This is a genomic window from Croceimicrobium hydrocarbonivorans, assembly GCF_014524565.1.
In the GTDB taxonomy this organism is placed as follows: Bacteria; Bacteroidota; Bacteroidia; order Flavobacteriales; family Schleiferiaceae; genus Croceimicrobium; species Croceimicrobium hydrocarbonivorans.
Genome location: NZ_CP060139.1, coordinates 3,331,153 through 3,351,350, shown reverse-complemented (window position 1 = coordinate 3,351,350; position 20,198 = coordinate 3,331,153). Strand labels below are relative to the sequence as shown.

At 40.8% G+C, this 20,198-nt stretch carries 17 protein-coding genes; 3 read left to right on the top strand and 14 right to left on the bottom strand.

From position 1 onward, the window contains the following. Positions 1–65 precede the first annotated feature (65 nt). The 6 genes from H4K34_RS15000 to H4K34_RS14975 all read right to left on the bottom strand — a co-directional run bounded on the left by H4K34_RS15000 (position 66) and on the right by H4K34_RS14975 (position 8,946). A complete protein-coding gene (locus H4K34_RS15000) occupies positions 66–1,172 on the bottom strand; it encodes a T9SS type A sorting domain-containing protein (protein ID WP_210758203.1) in 1,107 nt (368 codons plus the stop codon). Between the two features lie 44 nt (positions 1,173–1,216). After that, positions 1,217–2,647, bottom strand: a complete 1,431-nt coding sequence (locus H4K34_RS14995) for a RagB/SusD family nutrient uptake outer membrane protein (RefSeq protein ID WP_210758202.1) — start codon at positions 2,645–2,647, stop codon at positions 1,217–1,219. Positions 2,648–2,658: 11 nt separating this feature from the next. Then, positions 2,659–6,021 (bottom strand): SusC/RagA family TonB-linked outer membrane protein, encoded by a 3,363-nt coding sequence (locus H4K34_RS14990; RefSeq protein WP_210758201.1) that lies wholly within the window; start codon positions 6,019–6,021, stop codon positions 2,659–2,661. A 72-nt stretch (positions 6,022–6,093) separates the two neighbouring features. Then, positions 6,094–7,038 carry a FecR family protein gene (locus H4K34_RS14985; protein ID WP_210758200.1) on the bottom strand — a complete coding sequence of 315 codons (945 nt, stop codon included), beginning with the start codon at positions 7,036–7,038 and terminating at the stop codon, positions 6,094–6,096. Between the two features lie 78 nt (positions 7,039–7,116). Next, positions 7,117–7,707: a sigma-70 family RNA polymerase sigma factor gene (locus tag H4K34_RS14980; RefSeq protein WP_210758199.1), complete on the bottom strand. Its 591-nt coding sequence runs from the start codon at positions 7,705–7,707 to the stop codon at positions 7,117–7,119. Positions 7,708–7,839: 132 nt separating this feature from the next. Continuing rightward, positions 7,840–8,946, bottom strand: a complete 1,107-nt coding sequence (locus H4K34_RS14975) for a T9SS type A sorting domain-containing protein (RefSeq protein ID WP_210758198.1) — start codon at positions 8,944–8,946, stop codon at positions 7,840–7,842. A 462-nt stretch (positions 8,947–9,408) separates the two neighbouring features. Here H4K34_RS14975 and H4K34_RS14970 point away from each other — a divergent pair, with 462 nt between their 5' ends. Then, positions 9,409–10,305 carry a restriction endonuclease gene (locus H4K34_RS14970; RefSeq protein ID WP_210758197.1) on the top strand — a complete coding sequence of 299 codons (897 nt, stop codon included), beginning with the start codon at positions 9,409–9,411 and terminating at the stop codon, positions 10,303–10,305. Between the two features lie 139 nt (positions 10,306–10,444). Here H4K34_RS14970 and H4K34_RS14965 read toward each other — a convergent pair whose 3' ends face one another. From H4K34_RS14965 to H4K34_RS14955, 3 genes are all read right to left on the bottom strand, one after another. Beyond that, entirely contained in the window at positions 10,445–10,987 is a 543-nt protein-coding gene (locus tag H4K34_RS14965; RefSeq protein ID WP_210758196.1) for a hypothetical protein, read from the bottom strand. Positions 10,988–11,021: 34 nt separating this feature from the next. After that, the gene (locus tag H4K34_RS14960) at positions 11,022–12,602 is read right to left on the bottom strand and encodes a gliding motility-associated C-terminal domain-containing protein (RefSeq protein WP_210758195.1); all 1,581 of its coding nucleotides are present in this window, start codon (positions 12,600–12,602) and stop codon (positions 11,022–11,024) included. Positions 12,603–12,735: 133 nt separating this feature from the next. Continuing rightward, the gene (locus H4K34_RS14955) at positions 12,736–13,896 is read right to left on the bottom strand and encodes a T9SS type A sorting domain-containing protein (RefSeq protein WP_210758194.1); all 1,161 of its coding nucleotides are present in this window, start codon (positions 13,894–13,896) and stop codon (positions 12,736–12,738) included. Positions 13,897–13,983: 87 nt separating this feature from the next. On the opposite strand from H4K34_RS14955, the gene H4K34_RS14950 reads away from it, so the two are divergent. After that, a complete protein-coding gene (locus H4K34_RS14950; protein WP_210757338.1) occupies positions 13,984–14,250 on the top strand; it encodes a transposase in 267 nt (88 codons plus the stop codon). 32 nt (positions 14,251–14,282) lie between these two features. Next, positions 14,283–15,068 (top strand): IS3 family transposase, encoded by a 786-nt coding sequence (locus H4K34_RS14945; RefSeq protein ID WP_210760513.1) that lies wholly within the window; start codon positions 14,283–14,285, stop codon positions 15,066–15,068. Positions 15,069–15,622: 554 nt separating this feature from the next. Here the strand turns inward: H4K34_RS14945 and H4K34_RS14940 are convergent. The 5 genes from H4K34_RS14940 to H4K34_RS14920 all read right to left on the bottom strand — a co-directional run bounded on the left by H4K34_RS14940 (position 15,623) and on the right by H4K34_RS14920 (position 19,755). After that, complete coding sequence (locus H4K34_RS14940; protein ID WP_210758193.1) at positions 15,623–16,357, bottom strand: hypothetical protein; 735 nt, start codon at positions 16,355–16,357, stop codon at positions 15,623–15,625. A 272-nt stretch (positions 16,358–16,629) separates the two neighbouring features. After that, positions 16,630–17,049 (bottom strand): hypothetical protein, encoded by a 420-nt coding sequence (locus H4K34_RS14935; protein WP_210758192.1) that lies wholly within the window; start codon positions 17,047–17,049, stop codon positions 16,630–16,632. Between the two features lie 652 nt (positions 17,050–17,701). After that, entirely contained in the window at positions 17,702–18,145 is a 444-nt protein-coding gene (locus H4K34_RS14930; RefSeq protein WP_210758191.1) for a lysozyme inhibitor LprI family protein, read from the bottom strand. Between the two features lie 54 nt (positions 18,146–18,199). Beyond that, positions 18,200–18,733 (bottom strand): hypothetical protein, encoded by a 534-nt coding sequence (locus H4K34_RS14925; RefSeq protein WP_210758190.1) that lies wholly within the window; start codon positions 18,731–18,733, stop codon positions 18,200–18,202. Between the two features lie 269 nt (positions 18,734–19,002). Next, positions 19,003–19,755 carry a hypothetical protein gene (locus H4K34_RS14920; protein WP_210758189.1) on the bottom strand — a complete coding sequence of 251 codons (753 nt, stop codon included), beginning with the start codon at positions 19,753–19,755 and terminating at the stop codon, positions 19,003–19,005. Positions 19,756–20,198: the final 443 nt, after the last annotated feature.

The following is a 20,198-nucleotide window of genomic DNA, read 5'->3' as shown; positions in this document are numbered from 1 at the left end:
AGCAGAAATTAAATAAGTGCCCCACAGTTAAAAACCGGGGGCACCCCAAACAATTGAACTCCGAATTAAAGTTTTACAAATCGTCCCTGGAAGGTCGAAGCTTGATCTTCCAAACGAATTAAATACAAACCAGCTTTTAAGTCGGCCAGGTCTATTTCTTGGTTTCCATTCAAATGAAGCTCCTTAACCTTTACACCGCTCATATCAAAAATTTGCAAGTTTGCTGCACCTATGGCCTCAATTTGCATACGATCTTGAACCGGATTAGGATAAAAATGGAGATCCATTGCCCATTCATTTAATCCTACCCCTGAGGTCACATAATAATGGTAAGTAAGGCTATCACTAGGCGCATTCCAGGTTCCAGAATTGGGATCTGCACCATTCCATTCGAAAGCCACTTCAGAAAGGATGGTCCCATTGGCATCATAGGTCCGCTCCCATTTGTATTTATCCTGATAGGTGTTTTCTGGTTTCCCTGTTACTCTTTCCTGACTCTCATTCTGGTCATTATTAGTGTAGGTAAAAGCCTGAGTATAACCATACCACCAATCCGGATCCGATGCACTATTCTTCCAGGTGATATCAGCTTCTACCAAAGCCATCATAAGGTCGAAATTCGAACGATCGGTACCTCCGCTAGGTGTCGCAGAATTATAGGTCTCACGGTAAATAGTGTGGTTCTTTTTGGCATCATGCCCCGAATACACCCGTAAACGGAATTTGTACTTCCCATCCCACTGTACACGAATGGTACTGGTTCTGCGATCAAACAGATCGTAACTATGATTATAACCTTCCACAGCATCCCAGATTGCACCGTTCTTTTCGTAGTTCTTCATCTGGGTTTGGTTGCCATCAGCATCGTAGGCATACACATAATGGTTTAAGGTATCCCAAGCGCCAGAGTTGTACACAAATTTGTACTTCTCAGCATAATTGCCATTGGCATCGTAGTTCATGGGAGTGTACTTAAGGCTTAAAAGCCAGGTATTCGAGCTGCTGGAATATTCGTAAACGAGGTCCTCAATAATGTTCTGTGCCGCATCGTATTGATACAGATGTTTTTCCAGCGGAGTACCGAAATTCCGGAGCTCCATGCTGTCTATCTGAGCGCTCATGCCAGTTGCCCAAAAAGCAAGAACCGCAAATAGTAATTTTCCCTTTTTCATTTGTTACTGATTTAAATTGTGATTTGTGATTATAAATGAAAGTCTTAATAGCCCGGGTTTTGCCACATATAAGCCGAGTTGTTTACCGTAATAATTTCCCTTTCGGGGATGGGGTATAAATTTTTATAGTCAAAATAAGTTTGGATAGGTCCTTGGGTAGAGGCCACCTGGCTTACCGCCGATGCCTTTCCACTGCGGATCATGTCAAACCAGCGATGATTCTCAAAAGCTAATTCCTTGCGACGTTCCTTAAACACCGCTTCACGAAAGGCATTTTGATCGGCTAGGTCACTAGAGTTTAATGGACTTAATCCCGCTCTCAGGCGAATTGCATTGAGATAAATGAAGGCTTCTGTTTGATTGCCAGTAGGATCGCTTTGATAGCCTAGTTCATTGATGGCCTCTGCTAACATCAGTAAAACATCAGCATAGCGTAGTACAATGAAGTTCTTATCGCCCTCAAAATTGGCTGGTACCGACTCTATATATTTCTTGCAATAAGGCACGCCAAAAAGGCTGTCGATATTTACGCCTAATCGACGATCATTAGTGCTGTAGGATTTAATCAAATCCTCCGAGGGTAAATTGTCTCCATAAGCTGAGCCATTACCCACCAAACTTAGATCAATGGCACATAAGTTGGCAAATTTGCTCCCCAATCCATTGAGGCCACCTTTGTATTGAATGGAAAAAATTACTTCCTCATTATTCTCATTCGAAAGGGCGAAAACCTGCGCATAATCGTCCAGCAATCGATACGTACCAATTAAGGGTTTTAAGCTTTGTACCGCCGCCGCATAAGCACCCTGACTTAAATGCACCTTAGCCAATAAGGCTTGGGCCGCACCACGGGTTGCCCTTCCAGACTCTTCGGCTTTTGCAGTTAATAAGGACTGAGCCTCCTCCAGATCGGATACCAATAAGGCATAAACCTCAGCTACCGGCTTGCGCTTTTGCTGGAAGCTCTGCATGGGATCCGTGGTTTCACTAAGAATTAAGGGAACCTCCCCCCATAAACGTAGCATATTAAAATAGCTGAGCGAACGAATAAACAAGGCTTCTCCTTTGCGCTGGGCTTTCTCCGCTTCTGACATATCCGGAATAGAAGCCAGGTGATCTAAAACCAGATTGCAACGATTAATACCATTATAACAAGAGCGCCAGCTTTGCTCCAATACTGCATTCTCGGAGCTGAGCGTAAAAAAGTCAATATCGCCATAACGCCGCCCACTACGCGAATAATCAGCGAGACTTGAATTATCGGATCGGATCTCCATCAAATGCATAAAATTGTAGCCATACTGACCATCACTGGCTAAGCTGGCATAAGCCGCCGTAAGAGCATAATTTAAATCATCTCGATTGCGGTAAAAATTAGCCGCATTCATTTGGGTTTTAGGATGGCGATCCAAGAAATCCTTCTCGCAAGCTACAAGGCTTAAGGCCAATCCGATAACTAATAGATACTTCCTCATGATCCGATTCATTAAAATGACAGATTAGCTCCCATGGAGAAAATTCGAGCGATAGGGTAATTCCCATAATCAATGCCCAATTGCAGGCTATTGCTATTCCTGGAGCTCACTTCGGGATTGGTTCCGGTATAATCCGTGAACATAAAAGGGTTCTCCATTGAAAAGTAGAGGCGCAGATTACTCAAATTCAAGCTTTCTAAAAGGGCTTTACTGAGACTGTAGCCGAGGGTAATATTCTTAATCCGGATATAGGAACCATCTTCGATTAATACGCTACTGCGCTGATAGTTTTTATCGGTTTGATTTTTAAGTGGTTTCACATAATCCGGATTGTTGTACACTTCTTTTAATACTGGGCTCCAATTCTCTGGATTGGTAGTCCATAAGCGGGTATAATTGAAGATTTCATGGCCTTGCACCGATTGCATCAGAAAGCTGAAATCGAAGTTTTTATAATTCAGGCTACTGGCCAAACTCCAGGTATAATCCGGGAAATAGCTTCCCAAAATAGTTTTGTCTTCCTCGGTGATTTCACCATCCCCATTAACATCTTCCCAGCGATAGGTAAAACCCGGCATGGCATCGGAGCGCACAGGATATCCCTGCTCAATATCCTCCTGACTGAGCACTCCTAAACTGCGATAGCCCCAATAGGCACTTAATTCGCCTCCCACTTCGGTAGAAGTATACCAGGTACGGAGGTACTCCTGCCCAGGCCCCAAAGCGATAATTTTGTTTTTGTTAGTACTGAAATTCAAGCGATTGGTCCATTGGAAACTTTTACGCTCATAGCTATGCAAAAGGCTAATATCCCAACCTTTGTTTTGCGATTTTCCCAAATTCGACAAAGAACTCACAAAGCCAGAATGGGCAGGAACTGGCACATCCAATAACATCCCGGAGGTATTAGAAATGTAATAATCAAGGCTAAGCTCTAGCTGATTGCTAAAGAGATTAAGGTCGAGGCCATAATCTTGCATTACCGTGGTTTCCCAAGTGAGATTTACATTAGGATTAGTATAGGGGGCGATGCCTAAGCTGCGATCATTATTAAAGACATAATTGTAATCCCCTAATAAGGAGATAGAGCCATAATTGGGGATGGAAAAGTTTCCGGTTTCACCAATACTGCCCCGAAACTTTAATTGATTGAGCCAATTCAATTTCGGAAAGAACTTCTCGGAGCTCAATCGCCAAGCAGCGGAAAATGAAGGAAAGGTTCCCCAGCGGCTATTGGATCCGAAACGCGAAGAACCATCACTGCGCAGCGATGCAGAAAGTAAATAGCGATTATCGAATTCGTACATCAAGCGCGCCAGGTAAGACATTAAGGTCCATTCATCAATATTATTCCCGGCATTTATTTCATCAGCAATATTGATGTTAAAGGTCTCATCATTCGGAAATCCCCTACCGTTCATCCAGCCTCGTTCTGCAGATTCGGATTGGGCGGTGATGCCCCCTAAAAAATTGAATTGATGCGCTCCCCAATCGAAATCATAGTTCAGGGTATTTTCTGAAACCCAATTGAGAATTCGTCGAGCCTGAAATTTCCCCACCGCACTTACTGGCGGGGCGCTGCGGTATTGACCTAAATTGGAGGGACGATAATAGGTGTACTTTCTCGAAATTAGATCGGTGCCCAAGAGGGTCTTAATTTTCAAATTGCGGATGGGTTCAATCTCCAGGTAGGTATTGGCGATCAGTCGAATTTCTTCGGTTTTATCCTCAATTTGTGTAGCAAGGGCCACCGGATTTTCAACCGGGCCACCTACGGTTTCTGGATAAATGCCTCCCAAAACCAAATCGCCATTGGCCTCTCGCACCGGAAAAAAAGGATCGGCTACCTGGGCGATTAATACCACTCCATCATCACTGTAATTCTCGGAGCTTACCTCGTTCTTAATGGCATAGGAAGGGTTTAATTTCAAGCCATAGCTAAGCCAGGATTTAAACTTCCCCTCAAAATTGGAACGAAAGCTAAAGCGCTCATAATCCGAACCTTTAACCAAGCCCTCTTGCTTTAAATAATTGGCAGATAGAAAGTAGAGCAAACCCGCACTATTTCCCGAAGCAGAGAGATTGTAGCGCGACATAGGTGCCAGTTGAAAAATCTCATCTTGCCAATTGGTATTAGTAAGACCGGATTTGCCTTCGAGGTAGGGCAGCATATAATCCGGAATTCCATAATCTCGGGGATCAGTAGGCACCGGCTGTCCTGGGTTTTGCTGTATCCAGCTATTGCGATAGGCCTGATTGCGGGAATCGGCAAAATCATAGGCATCTAATAATTCTACTTGCTTCAAAACCGATTGGTAGCTCTGTGTCACCGAAAAATTGAATTTCGTTGGCCCCTCTTTCCCGCTTTTAGTACTAATGAGCACTACGCCATTTGCACCTCGAGAGCCGTAAATTGCGGTAGCCGCCGCGTCCTTTAATACGTCTACCCGGCTGATATCCGCAGGATTTAAAGATGCGATCCCACTCTGATCGGAAATAGGCTGACCATCTACCACAATTAAAGGTTGCGAACCGGCTCCTATCGACTTTAATCCACGAATACGAAAGGATGCGGAACTTCCGGGATCCCCGGTGGGCTGAATTACCTCCACTCCGGCCATCCGGCCAATTAAAGCTTGATCCAGACTGGGAACTTCATGCTTGGCTAATTCTTCACTGCCCACTGATGCCACCGAAGTGGTTAAGTTGATGCGTTTCTGTTTACGATAGCCTACCACCACTACTTCATCCAAATCTGAATTTACAGCGGTCATCCAAAGTTTTACTTCCTGACTATCCAGTGCAAACCTCTGGTTTTGCAGGCCGATAAAGGATACTTCCAGGCTATCTACATCGCTGGTGAGATTAAAAGAAAAATAGCCCAATGCATTGGTGGCGCTGCCATAGCGACCATCCAAAGATTGAATATTAGCTCCAGGTAAGGGCAAGCCCTGATCATCATAGATATAGCCTGTGGCTTTGATTATTTGGGAGGACTTTACAGGGTCTTCCGCCGACTTATTCTTCTGCTTTACGGAAATGTTTTTCCCGATTATCTGAAAGCTTAATTGATGTTTAGCACTTAAATGTTCCAAACAATCACTGAGTTTCATGGCTTCTTGGGGAAAGTCTACTTGAATTTGATCGAGCTTTAAATCAGCACTATAACTAAACACATAGTCGCTTTGCGCTTCGATTTGTTCTAAACAGGATTTAATAGAAGCATCTTTAATTGCAAGCATTTGCTCCAGACCTTTGTTTTGCCCGAAAACCTTGCCCCCACTGAAAAAGAGCAGTAGCAGCAAAAAAGAAATTGAAGATTTAGGAACCGGAAGTCGCCTTCCAATACCAAAGGGATACGGGGTAAAATCCATACCTTTGTTTTGATTTAAATTGTGATTATTTGAATCCTTTACCCAAGGGTTGTGCCCGCAACCTTTGGGTTTTTATTTGCATATTTTTCCCTTTAAAATGACCTGATCCTGGTCATTAAATTCATATTCCAAGCCATGAATAAACTTCAAGCTTTCTAAGAAGCTTGTCAGGCTGGCATTTTTAAACTTCCCACTAATAGCGCAATTCAAGAGTTCCGGATCTTCTACTATAAAGTCTACCGCATACCAACGTTCCAATTTTGGAACTAAGCTTTCCAAGCGGGCTCCGTCAAAGCGAAGAATACCTTTATACCAGGCATTTTGCTCTGCGGCATTTACCTGACTCAAAACCATATTCTGCTCCCTGAGGATCAATCGATCATTGGGGACTAAGATGAGACTGCTATCCAATTGTGCTGAAAAAACCCTCACCTTCCCCGTGCTCACCGTTACCGATGCTTCTGAATCCGCATAATCTGAAACCGTAAAGGAAGTTCCCAATACGGTCGTTTCGGCATGTTGGGAATGGATAATAAAGGGACGGCTTTCATCTCGGGCCACCTCAAAAAAGGCTTCTCCTTCCAGCCATACTTCACGATGATCTTGATTAAAAAATTCGGGATACTTCAGGCTACTTTCAGCATTGAGGTAAATTAAACTACCATCACTTAAGGTCAAGGTGGTTTTTTGCCCCCTTTCGGTGGATGCCATGGCATACTGGATCTGTTTCTGAGAATCATAAATCTGGAACGAACCATAAGCCATTGCGATTAAGATCATCACAGAGGCCGCAACCTTGAGCCATTCTGGGAAGAGTCTTCGAACTTTCCCTGTGCGTCCATCTATTTTAGCTTCAATGGCTTTAAGCATTTCGTTTCGATAGGAGTCCGAAACCGCACTTTCATCGACCTGCTTTTCATAATGCGCAAAGAACTTCGCTAGGTTTCGCTCCTCTCGATCGGAGGTTCTTGCCTTGCTGTAATTCTTAAATACTTTTTCGAGATCAGTCTTTCGCACTTCCTTGGCTTTATAAGGAAGTACCCAAACCTAGGGGCTGCACCTAGTCCTAAAATGCAGCTTAATGATTTGGTAACATTAATGGAGTAAAAAGGGCAAGAGGAAAGCCAATTGACCCGACTTTTCCAAACCTTCTCTTAAAATGCGCAGCGCCTTATTGATATGATTTTCTACCGTGCTTAGAGAAATTTCCAAGGCCGCGGCAATCTCCTGATTGTTTTGATGTTGGAAACGACTCAGGATAAATACCTCACGGGTTCGGTTGGGCATAGTTTGCACCAGGGTATCAATCTGATTTTGAAGATCTACAGCATGCAGGTTCTCCTCCAATCGATTGTCTAAATCCAGGTTGGCATAAAGGTCTATATGCTCTGCTTTAATGCGATCTCCACGCATTTGATTCGCAATCTGAAAACGTACCGCTTTAAAGAGAAAAGCGCGTAGATCGCTGATGGGACTTTTAATCGGATTTTGCTGCCGAAACCAAAGGGAAACGAAAACTTCCTGTACGCAGTCCTTGGAAATTTCAGGATCATCCAAGAGCTTCAAACTCAAGCCCAGCAGCGATTTCCAATAGCGAGCATAGAGTTCCTCAAAAGCCAATTGATTGGCTTCCGATTGGACCAGGGCCAGCAAATTTTGGTCGCTAAAGTTTTGGAAATCCTTCATTGCGGGGCGCAATATAGACTTTGAATATTGGAAGAATGTTAAGTCTTTGACCGGTGGGCCAGGCTTAAACTCTTAGTCTATTCACCGGAAATAGGAAATCCTAAGAAGCTCGATTTTAACTTTGATGTCTGCTTATAGCTTAATGATTGAGGCCCCTGAAATATGGCCACCAGCCTGAACCCGAATGGAATATACACCCGCCGGTAAATGGCCAAGTCTTAATTGAAGTTCTTCTGCATCGGTCGATTTCTGCTTAACCAAAACTCCGCTGCTATTGATAATTTGAATCAGCTTCTCCCCTTTTGCCATTCCCTCGATGTTTAAGATATCATGCCAAGGATTGGGATAAACATGCAAGCTCTTGCTCTCTAATTCTGTTAAACCCACGATTGGGCCATAGCGGTAAATGGCCAGGCTATTATCCAACCAAAGGGTATCATTGTACTTCAATACTTGATGCAAAACACTATCAATACGATTGTTGGCATTATAGCTAAATAAGCGTCTTGTTCCAGGATTAAAGGCACCAGCTATAAAAATGTAGTAGCGGTCTTCCTGTACTAAAGCCTGTGAATTGTAAGTATACTCATGCCAGCGTAGTGTATCCAGATTAGAGCCACGGTGGATAAACTCATATTCGAAAATTGGGTTTCCTATAGCATCAAAATAGCGATGCATCTCACTTTTGGGTGCCCAAGTAGCATTGGCACTGTCCCATTCCGAACGACGGAGAATATCCCATTGGCCATTGGTATTATAGTAGTAGTCTGTTTTAGTGGTTAATTTCCAATCAGCACCATCGCCATCGGAGGTAAAAACATGCTCCAACAGCCCACCTGCGTCATATTGAAATACTTTACGAGTATCCTTAATCCATGGACCGCTAATATTCTGCATTACAATCAAGGAATCCTTTTCCCAATTGCCATTGTAATAATTCTGTTCCTTCGAAAAGCCGGTATATCCCCCATTAATTTGATCCCAACGCTCATAATATACGGTGTCCACCAAGCCATTACTATGATTAGACTGGGTCTTTAGCTGTCGATTTTCCCATACCATTCCGTTCCAAGCTTCATAGTCTTCCAAATACGGATAACCATTAGCATCATAGGAAAAAAGGATTCTATTATTAAACTTCCAGCTCGAATTCGAAAAGTTCTTGTTAGTTATGGAGAGTAATTGCTGACTTTGGGCCCCCAAGCCCATACTAAGTAAACAGAATAAAAAAGTGCGCATCTTGAAATAAATTAAGGCCGGGGAATTTAGGGATTTGTAGCTCTCCTAAAATAAGCCTTTCTTTTAACAAGACACCTATAATGAGTCAATTAAGCTTGATTTACTGGTCTTTTAATAGTGAATACTGAGCAAGAATTGACTGGGTTTACTACTCTTCTAACTCATAGAGACAAGCCATTTACAAGATTAATCTCCAATGTTCTTTAGGATTGGGGATGCTGCCTACCCCATGAATAGTATACTAGCAGCATGGGTGTGAGTGAGAAAGCAAAATTTTAAACGACTTCACTTTATGACCTGTTTCCATACGAGCATTATTAGTACTCAATTCCTGTTACATGATACTCCTATTTTGGACTATTACACTTCTGCCAAGAATCTTTAAATTTAGTCGCTAAAATCGCTGCTGGATGTTTTGGAAAAAGCTCCACATTCACCTTCCTTTTAAGATCTTCTGATTACATGACTGCACTACCCAAATTCCATGAGACCTTTATTCCCATTCTAAAGACTCTGCAACAAGAAGGGGCCTTGAAAAGCCGTACGCTGGCCAGCATGGTTCGGGATCAATTTTACCCTCATTTGTCTCCCGAATTACTGCAAGAGAAAACCAGTTCGGGGGCTAATGTTCTATTGGATCGTATCCTCTGGGGAAAATCCTATTTGAAGATGGGTAAATTCGTGCAGTATCCCAGTCGGGGTAGGGTAGAAATCACTCCTAAAGGGGAATTAGCCTTAAAGTCCGGAAAACTCAGCCTGGCCGAGCTCAAGGATGACCCTGATTTTCGGGCTCATCAGAATTTGGTAGCAGCCAAAGGGGCAAAAGATAAGCTAGATGAAGCCAATCTCGATTCTGCTTCACCCCAAGACCTAATCGATTTCGGTATTTCCAAGATTAAGTCAGAAACCCAAGCTGAGCTCTTGGAGCGTTTAAAGGAACTGGATCCCTATTATTTTGAAAAGCTTGTACTCCAACTGCTGCAGCGCATGGGTTATGGTGACTTTATGGAAACCCCAAAATCCGGTGATGGTGGGATCGATGGCATCATTAATGAAGATAAGCTGGGTTTAGAAAAGATCTACACCCAAGCAAAGCGCTACAACAATTCGAATATTCGGGAAACGGACATTCGCAATTTTATTGGCGCCATGAGTGGCGATACCCGCAAAGGTATTTTCATCACCACTTCAAGCTTTGACGCCAAGGCCATTCAAAAGGCTAAGGATGCGCATCATTCTATTATTCTGATCGATGGAGCCCGATTGGTAAGCTTAATGTATGAGTACAATGTGGGCGTGCAAATCAAGGAGACCTACGAGGTTAAAGAAATTGACAATGACTTTTTTGAGGAGGGTTGAGTAAGCGACTCAATTCAATACAGCCTCCTCTGGTAAGATATCCACTCTCTTGCTTTTAAGACCATGATCTGACTTTTCAAGCCTAAGCTTCACTTGCAAACAATTCAGCTTATAAGCATCTAGCAATAGCTTGGAAAAGCTAAAAATTGATCCCAAAATTTAAGAAGGGTCTAAAGGCAGGATTCAGATTTACATCAAAGCCGTTTATCTCACCGAGATAATGACTGAATTCGCCGCCAATTCCAAGAAAGTAGGTGTCCTGTTCTCCAAAATTATAGCGATAAAACAAGGAGTAGTTAAGCGCATGGTAATCCGTGAAAATGGTATACTCAAGAGGAGAACTATTTATTACGGAAATAGGTGTTCTCTTTAAATTAAAGCGATAAGCATAGCCAAGGTTTAGTCCTACCTGATGACGAGTACCATAAGTTAAAGAGCTAAACAGAGGTAAGGAGTTGTAGCCTAGCATGAGTGAGGATTCCCCTAGCCCACTTACAAAACCAGCGCCTAATGACCATTCCCAATTCTTATTCTCGAAGGGATGAAACAAGCGAGAATAAGTAATACCCGTCCATGAACTGTGCTGAAGGGCCGATAAAGTTAATCGGTGCTTAGGGCTTTCCTGGGCGAAACCCACTTGAACAGTGAGTATTAATAGCAGAGCAAAAAGGTGTTTTTTCATAGAAACGAATTCGAAAATTAAACAGTAAACAATTTTATCTAATTAAACTTAGTGATTCCTCGATCAGATCTTCAACATACATTCCCTCCTCATTAAGGCCTTTATAATAAATCTTAAACATGTAAACCCCTTGCGGAGCATCAGTTCCATCCCAGCCCTGTTCCGGATCAATGGTTTTAAACACTTCTTGACCCCAACGATTATAAATCCAGAGCTTATACTCATCAAAATTGCATTTGAATACCGGTTTAAAAACATCATTAAGTCCATCTCCATTGGGGCTAAATGCATCGGGCAAGAAAAATGTACAAACACAGCGCTCAAATTCTACTTTTAGCGAATCTACAATGGAGCCACAGGGATGTGCTATGCTTATAGAATACCAGCCATCTTCAGTAACTGTTAAAACACTATCTGTGCTTCCATCATTCCAATGAAAATCAACATGGTCTAAGGTTTTAGCCTTAAGCTGAAGGGAGCGCCCTAAGCAAGTCGACTCAACATCTTCCAATTTATAATCTTCAGGGTACAAGAGTTCCACATGCACACTATCTGTTTTTAAGCAGCCCCCTTTTCGAGCACTTAAGCTATACCAGCCACTTTCCTGTATTTGGAGGCTATCTGCTGATCCGAAGCCATGCCACCAGCTACTATCTGCATCTTGAGAAGGATTTATCAAATAAAAAGGCTCGTATGCACAAACCGCCGTGTCTTCTCCCAAATCCAGTTTAAAATGATCCACAATTACATAGGTCTGTAAGGTGTCGAAACTCCCGTAAAAGTTTAGCAATGTGTTTGATAATGGCATGAACTTAAAAACACTATCTCTTGACAGAATTTGAGAGGGATTTATGGAAAGTGCCCAAGCATGATTCTCTTCTCCTCGTGCAATTAATTCGGCCGAATCACCATAACAAACACGCAGTGTATCAGGCACATGTGGATCCAGTATCCGAACCTTGACATCCTCTAAGAAATAAAAAGCTTCCCCACCAGAGTATTGCCCGGTAGTTAAAGGGGGTATAAACTTGCATTGATCAGAAGGAAAAAAATTACCAATTATGATATACTCTAATCGCTCCTGACTGATAAAAGTACCTGATACCTTTAGCCAATTTACAGTATCAGTAAGCAAAGTATCGGTATTAATTTGTGGATTCCCAGCAAATATACCTGCGCTATTCTCGAAAGGGCGATCAGGTGTAAACAACATGCCATGCTGCCCACCAGGGAATGCCTTTGGTTCGGAGCGACAGCAATCGTAGCCATGCCAATTAATATAAAACTCAGCATAAACCTTTGCCCTGTTGGGAATAGGTCGAATCAATTTGGTTGCTGCATAACTGCGATGATCCGTTAAAGATTGAGTCATATTTTGATAACCCAAAGTTTTGTAGAGTAACATACTCTTACCGCTGCGAGGACTTTGGTAGCGCAGAGGATTAGGCAGGGCAAAGTTTGGATTAACTTCTGCAGCCAAAGCATGCGTAGCCAAGGGTTTTATTTGATTTCCATGAAACCAATCCACAACCACATTAGCTAAAGCAGAGGTGTCATCAGGGATTTGAAGCACTTGTTCAAAACTCGAATTGGGCACAATATTTTGTGCCTCCATCCATAGTGGTATCAGGAAAAAAATAAATAAAAAACCTTTATAATCCAAGATCCAGGGTTATAACCTCTTATTAATAAATAGGTAAAGGACCAGCTATCCAGTCCTTTACCTATGTGATTTAATTTAAAACTTATTAATCTTCAATTATTTGTATTTTTTCAGTCTTTATAGCATTATCCACCTGAACATAAATAACATAAAAACCTTTCTTTAAAGCCTTAACATCGATAGCATAAATATCGTTCTGAACCTTTTCAGCCTTAACTTCAAAACGTTGGCCAGATGCATTCACCAAATTAACGGTTTCAAGTGAAACATCCTCACTAAATTGCAGATTAATCGTTGAACTAGCTGGATTTGGGAATACCTTAAAAGATAATTCTTCGACTTTGTCAAGCCTTGAATCCATAGCTATCTGCTTTAACGATTTAAATTCAACACCGCCATTTCTAAGTTCCGCTTGAACCTCTTCAACCTCAGCAGGTGACATTGGATCCAAAGTAGCAGCAAACTCTTCCATATTATAATTAGATCCCCCGTTTTTACAATTCGCATTGACCTCAATTAACATCTGTTTTGAGGTCCAAATGTCATCCATAACTGAAAGTTTAACCAAATACCTATTGTTGTTACCATTTGACAAAGTACGATCAGTCATAGTCCATCCTTGGTATTGTGTTGGAGGTGGACCATTCACAACATCACCATTCTGTGGATTCCCATAGTTCTGGGCAATATGTTGCAAATGCCAAATAGTTGGAACTTGACCATTGAACCAAGCTCCGGCATAATTTGTTCCACTTATCGCAAAATTCCAAGAAGCATCAGTTTCAATAACTTCAATTAAATATTTGGTTTCACAACTGGTTGAAGACCCATTAATGGTAATGTTTGACTCACACGTTAATGGTGTACCTCCTGCATCAGTACCATACTGTGAAGATAAAGTAAACCTTGGAATAGCCTCATTTATAGCAACGGAAGACACATTGGTTGTGAAAGTACCTCGATTAAGCTGCCAAGCATTAGGAGCCTGGGTTAACCAACACCAAGACCCAACACAATTACCTTCAACAACCTCAACTCTTAGATAAAAACCATCACCAACTGTTGGTGTAAGCTGAATTGTACAATACTGCCGTATTAAGGCAGCATCCACTACACTCGGATATACTCCAAGATCGTAAAGATTCTGAATTTTCGTCCTAACTAACTGATTGTTACTAGACCTATATAAATAGTATCGGAGCTCAACCCAACCACTTACAATAGAAATAGATACAGATGGATCCAATTTAGGTTTAACAGTTACTGCATTATGGTCTGTAAGTCCCCCAAAAAATCCAACAGTTTAAAAGTGTGTAAATTTAAACTGTTGACTATGAAAAAATCAAGATTTAGTGAAAGCCAGATCAGCCAGGCTTTAAAGGAGCATGAGGCTGGTAAGAAAGTACAGGATATCTGCAAGGAGTTAGGTATAAGCGCCAATACTTTTTATATCTGGCGCAAGAAGTACGGGGGCATGGATTCAGCAATGCTACGCAAGTACAAGGAGTTAGAGCGAGAAAACACGAAGCTAAAGCAGATGTATGCGGATTTGAGCTTAGACCACAGGATCCTTAAGGATGTGGTGGAAAAAAAGCTCTAGGGCTCTGTCAGAAGAGGTTTTTAGCAAAGCAGATTAAAGCGGATTACGCTGTCAGTACTGCCAGGGCCTGTAAAATCATTAGCCTTGAGCGCTCTGGATATTACTATATATCCAAGCGAGACGATAAGGAGGTAGAGGAAAAGCTACGCTGGTACGCGGAGCATTATCCTGCGCGTGGCTGCCCATTTTATACCAAGCGTATTCGTAAAGAGGGTTATGCCTGGAACAAGAAACGTATCCGCAGGGTGTACATCAAACTGGGGATGAACAAGCGCAAGAGGAAATGGAAGCGACGTATTCCTAACCCTGACAAAGAGGTGTTGCTGCAGCCTTTAGCTCCTAACCTATGTTGGAGTGCCGACTTCATGCAGGACCGCTTAGAGAATGGTGTGAAAATGCGTGTGCTCAACATTATTGACGACTACAACCGCGAAGCTTTGGCTTGCAAGGTATCCAGCAGTTTCCCTTCCGAACATGTAGTAGAGCAATTTGAGCAGCTAATAGAGTGGCACGGTAAGCCATTTACCATAAGAACTGATAACGGAACAGAGTTTATGGCAGAAGCCTTTCAAAAGTTTTGCAAACGACATCAGATAAAACACTTAAGAATACAGAAAGGAAAACCTATGCAGAATGGCTTTTGTGAACGCTTTAACCGCACCCTGAGAGAAGACGTGCTCAACGCTTATCTCTTTGAAACGAAGACGCAGATGCAAGAGTTAATCAATCATTGGATGGAAGACTACAATCAAAACCATCCGCATTCTTCTCTTGGAGACATGTCTCCAAGAGAATTTAAACAAAGGCTTATTGCCTAAAATCGATAATTTAGACCTGTTGGAATAATGGGGGACTTACAGGTCTTGACTCCTGCACTTTTCATAGCTTAAAATCTTTTGTCCACCTATCTCATAGGACCCATTGTAAACTAATCCGGTCCCTGATAATTCTAAATCATGAGGGTTATACTGAGCAAATGCCGTAAATGAAAAAACTAACAATAAAAGCGAAGCAATTTTTTTCAATTTGGTAAAATTTAAGTTTAATAAATTATTTACCACAAATATAAACTTAACCATAAACTTTCACCTCCTTACTATTCAAATATTTCCGACAACGCACACAAAAATTCACTTCGATCGTATCACCTTGACATCAACTCTTTCTTTAAATAAAATAAGACTTTAATAGCAAAAGACCCATTTGAACCGAAATAAATAAAAATTTGGTCACCCTAAAATCTTCAAGTAATAAATGAGACTATTTTAAATCATTAATATAAGGTTTACAAAACTCAGAAAAATGGAGCGAGATTAGGCCCAAGCATTATTAAATAACTGAAAGTCAACTAAACTCCTCCATACACTACTTCTCATTGCCCTATTTGTAATTTTAGAAAGTAATAATCCTCCGGTTGGTACTTTCCTGCCCCCACTAGATAATCATTTACAGACAGCACTTTCAAAATCAGCGTACTATCACTTTGCCAAACAAAACTTTCTGGAACCCAAGATTTTTGATCAATTTCGAGGAACTTCCTTATAGAGACGGTATCCTGTGGATTAGCAGAACTTCTTGCTAGGGACCAAAGCTGAATCCCATTAGGCAAGCCTTCCAAACCATAGGCCAAGGATAAGTCTGCAAGGTATTTAGCTTGAGGAGAAAGGCTGGGTTTGGTCCAAAGGCTTGTAAGATGGCCCGTCTCTTTGTTGATAAGGTAGCATTCGTCATGCTCCCAAAAGCTAGCCCTCACGAGGTAGAATCCGATATCGGGAAATTGCCCTATATATTGATACACTATATTCTCGGTTTCTAATGTATCGGAAATCTTATCCTTAAAGCTTAGCGAGGCATTCTGCTTCCCTTCAATTGGCAATTTTACTTCACCGGCTACCTTCATAAAAGCAGTAGTATCAAAGAGCGTTTTATCTTCATAGCGGGAGATTGCTCTTTCAAATTCATCCTCAGAAGTTTCAATGAGGGTATAGGTTTTCTCATCTTGCCGAAGAGCATTTTCTTCTGCTGCTTCGCTACTTTCTTCCGAATTACAGTTTGCAGCGCAAGTGGAAAGCAGGATGATTAGGGCAAAAAATTCAGCTTTTATCATTTCCGATCTTTAAGGCTTTTAGCATTAGATTCCTCACATTGCCATTCCAATTGTTCCCGGTTGGAAGATCCGGCTTTCACTATATCTTGATTTCTTCAGAGAAAACGACTTAAATCCTTGACTTTTAAACTTTTGAATTTTTGGCAGGATTTCCACAAATACATCTCGACAAAACATCGCTAATCAGAGTTTTTCTACTACTAAAAAGAAAATCAAGTTCCATTAGGGGTACTACTTTATAGACATACCTTAATGCTCACAAAAAGTTTCTATCAAGGTAAACTTAAATGGACAGGTATCGAAATAATTAACCTATCGCTTTCAAATCGCCTTTGAACCTCATACTGACTAGACTTAAAAACTAAATCCTCAAATACCGTATCAAAATCCAAGTTCTCAATGCTCCCCTTGCACATATTTCTAGTTTTAAAATATCTAAAAGTTGATATGCCGTCAACCTGCTCCTTAAATTCCAAATAAAGCAATAAGGAACAGCCTTGTTTCACAACATTCTCCTCCTTTTGAATAGCTCCATAAACAATTTCAGAAACATTATACTCTGAATAAAACACCACAGAATCGGTGGAAGTATATTCAAAATAATCATTTTGCACATTGACTAAACTTGATGAACAAGCCCAGTTGAAATAAAGCATTAAAGAAATCAAACTAAAACTGATATAATTTTGCACTCGCCTTCATTATTAGTGTTAAAAATTTCATTACGGGCCTCTGGTTCAGCATTTGGTTGCCTCACCCACCTTTTAAGATCAGATCACTTACAATATGGTAAAAATCAGCATGAAAAGACTTTAGTATCCAAAGCTTAAGTGGCTATAGATTCCTCACATTGCCAATCCAATTAATCCAAGATGGTCGATCTGCTTTCATTTAATCTAGATTTCCTCTAAGTCAACAGTTTAAATTCACACATTCTTAAATTGTTGGAGTTCTAGGAGGACTTACACTGTCTTGACTTCAAATAAGTCTCCTAATTTAATTCTTGTCATTTCTATTAAGCTATTGATTTCAATAAATCATCTCCCCCCTCTTTGAAGTTATTGACCTTAAATAGATCTGTTAGGTGAAATACTATTTATCTAATAAAGTAAGCGGGGATTTACAGTTAAAAGAGCAGCACTGCCATTTAGAAAACAGTTTTCATACTATTCAAATAAGTTACGAAGGTTTAAATGAGATGCTGTTGCTTTAGCCTAGCTGACTTTCTATTCAAAGTACCTTCCTCATTGCCCCTTCCCTGTAAAAGGATGATGGCTCATCCTAAATCCAAGCAGGCTAAAAAGCCAGGCCTTATCCCAGCACCTCATCTAAAGCAAGTTAGTCTTAGTCTTCCTCCGATGGTTCCTTATAAATGACAAGCATTGTCTCTAAAAAAAGGGCTCTTTGCCTCAGTAATTCTAAAAGCTCATCTGCAACCATATTACTATACCTTGACCCACTTCGCTCTTCAGTAAGATTGGCGATAAATTCTGATTCTTGCTTGTAATATTCCTTCCAGGATTCGTCTGATAACTTCAGCTTTTCCTGTCCTTCGCTAGAAACAAGTGTTTTTAATTCGGAGGTTAAAGTGTCGATGAGCATTTGGTATTCCATAATGGCCTCATAAACACAGCGCCTCCTATCCATTTGTGTTCTTAGGGAGCTATCTTCAAGGCAAATTGTCAATCTACCCTCAATTCCATCCCTTTCTGTTTCTTGGGCCAGAAGAAAGCTAGTCGAAAGGATGAATGTCAAAACTGTTAAAAACCTGATGGTCACGTTTTTCATATTGGCATCTGGCATTTGATGTAAGCTCGTAGCAATTTAGCTGGACTGATTCTTTTACCTAATCATTTTCCAAATTAAGAAGGTGATAAGCATTAAGCCAAGTCCAATTCCTACATATAGCAGAGTATTTGCTTCATGACTTTGAATTTCCGTATTCACAAGACTATCTACCTCTGCTTTGGTCTCTGTAAATGTTTCATGAATTTCGTAGGCTTCAGTGATAAACTCCTCTGATTGAGGATCGAATCCTCTTAAGCCATTTGCCAAAAGCACATTTGTTATTTGCTTAACATCCTTATTTATTCCAGCATTACTGTTTTCATCCCAGTAGGGCAATGAAATAGCTATTTGACTATTAAACATTGAAACTTGATAGCTTGGGAAATTCAATTCAAAGTAGTCTTCATCCTTTCCTACAAAAACTTCAAATACCAAACCTTCTGATTTCAGCTCTTCTATCAAAGATTTCATAAAGTCCTTAGACAGGAAAATCTCATTATCGGATTTTAAATCACTTATTTCCAAAATGTCGTAAACATTATCAGAATTCAAGTCTTTTCCTTTAACGAAGTATAAATCGTAACTCATTCTTGGATCTTATTTTCAATGTATCATTAGGTCCAGAAGATGGTTTATACATTTAGTACGGTAGCATACCCTACCCGGCGTATTACCCTCCATCATTTTTAGCTTTAAACAACTACCACAACCTTATCTCTAATCTCTGAATTGTCAACCATTCCCAAGCACTGCTCAGCCCGACCTCATTATAAGCTTGTTTGGAATCTCCATTGGATCGATAATAGAGGAAGACTTGAATTTACATAAAGCCAGCTTGAATTTAGCATCCGCATTTTTCATTCATAATCCGGTATAATTCTAGAATCAAATACTTCAATGTATTCTTTAGAAAAACCTTGCTTAATGGGCATTAGCCAAATCGACTCTAAAGAGTTCTCGTACTTGTACATATAGCCATAACCATTGACAGCCTTTCCATTTCGACTAAATGAAAACATAGCCGAAACTTCTTCTTCATCAGCCATAAAAAATTCTAGGTCCACATGCTCTAGGTCTACTTTCATTTGACTGAGCGTTCCTTCCAATTGGTACGAAAAAGCATTTGCTAGGGAAAAGGTATCAACTCTGATTTTAGTCTTTAATAAGGCGACGATTCTATCCTCTCCCTCATCAGTATAGAGTTTCAATTCACTGTAAAACCATTTTGCTGACTCTGGAATCTCGCTTGATTGTAGTTTTAATTCACTTGGCGAATCGAATTCTACCTTCCCTATTTTCTGCCTAAGCCATTCCTGGTCCAAAATCTCTTCATCGCTTGGTTTTGAGATGAGAAAATATAGGGCCAATCCACTGACTACTAAGATGGCTATGCTTGCCAGGATTTTGCTAATCCTGCCTTTATCCTTGACCATGTAGTTGATTGCAAAACCAAAGCCTGCTCCGATACCACCTAATAAAGCTCCAAATAATACTCGATTAAGACTATCATCTGTAAGTTCCCTTCCGACATTCCCTAATAGCATCATGGGGAGGATAGTCATGACCAAAGTCCAAATCTGGTCCTCGTTTAATTTTTTCTTTTCAGTCATTTTTTTATTTGGGGCTAGGCAGCTTAAGGCAAGCAGACCTTATGGAATTTGCTCTAAAATTATGTTGATGAATGTTTACACTTTCCAATCCAGGAATCGATCTGCTAAAATCTTTTAAAATGAAGACTTCTCTATTTGGAAACAGCTCATTCTTAAAAAAATTTTCAATCTCTTGTTCTGCCCTACTATGCTTATAAGGCCACAACAATGTTAACACTGATATTCAATTGCGATATCTAGTTGATTTGGATGAGAAATGTGCTGCCAAAGAAAATTTCAAGAATAGAACTAAGTCCGGTTAAGGATAGTCTGCAAACATCAATGCTTCGTTTGTTAAAAAGGGAAATGATCAGCCCAAAGAACTAAAATTCTTTAAACCAGATAGCCACTGGCAGACACCCGCGCAATTTGTCCAGTTTTCAAGCTAATAAACTGGACATTTT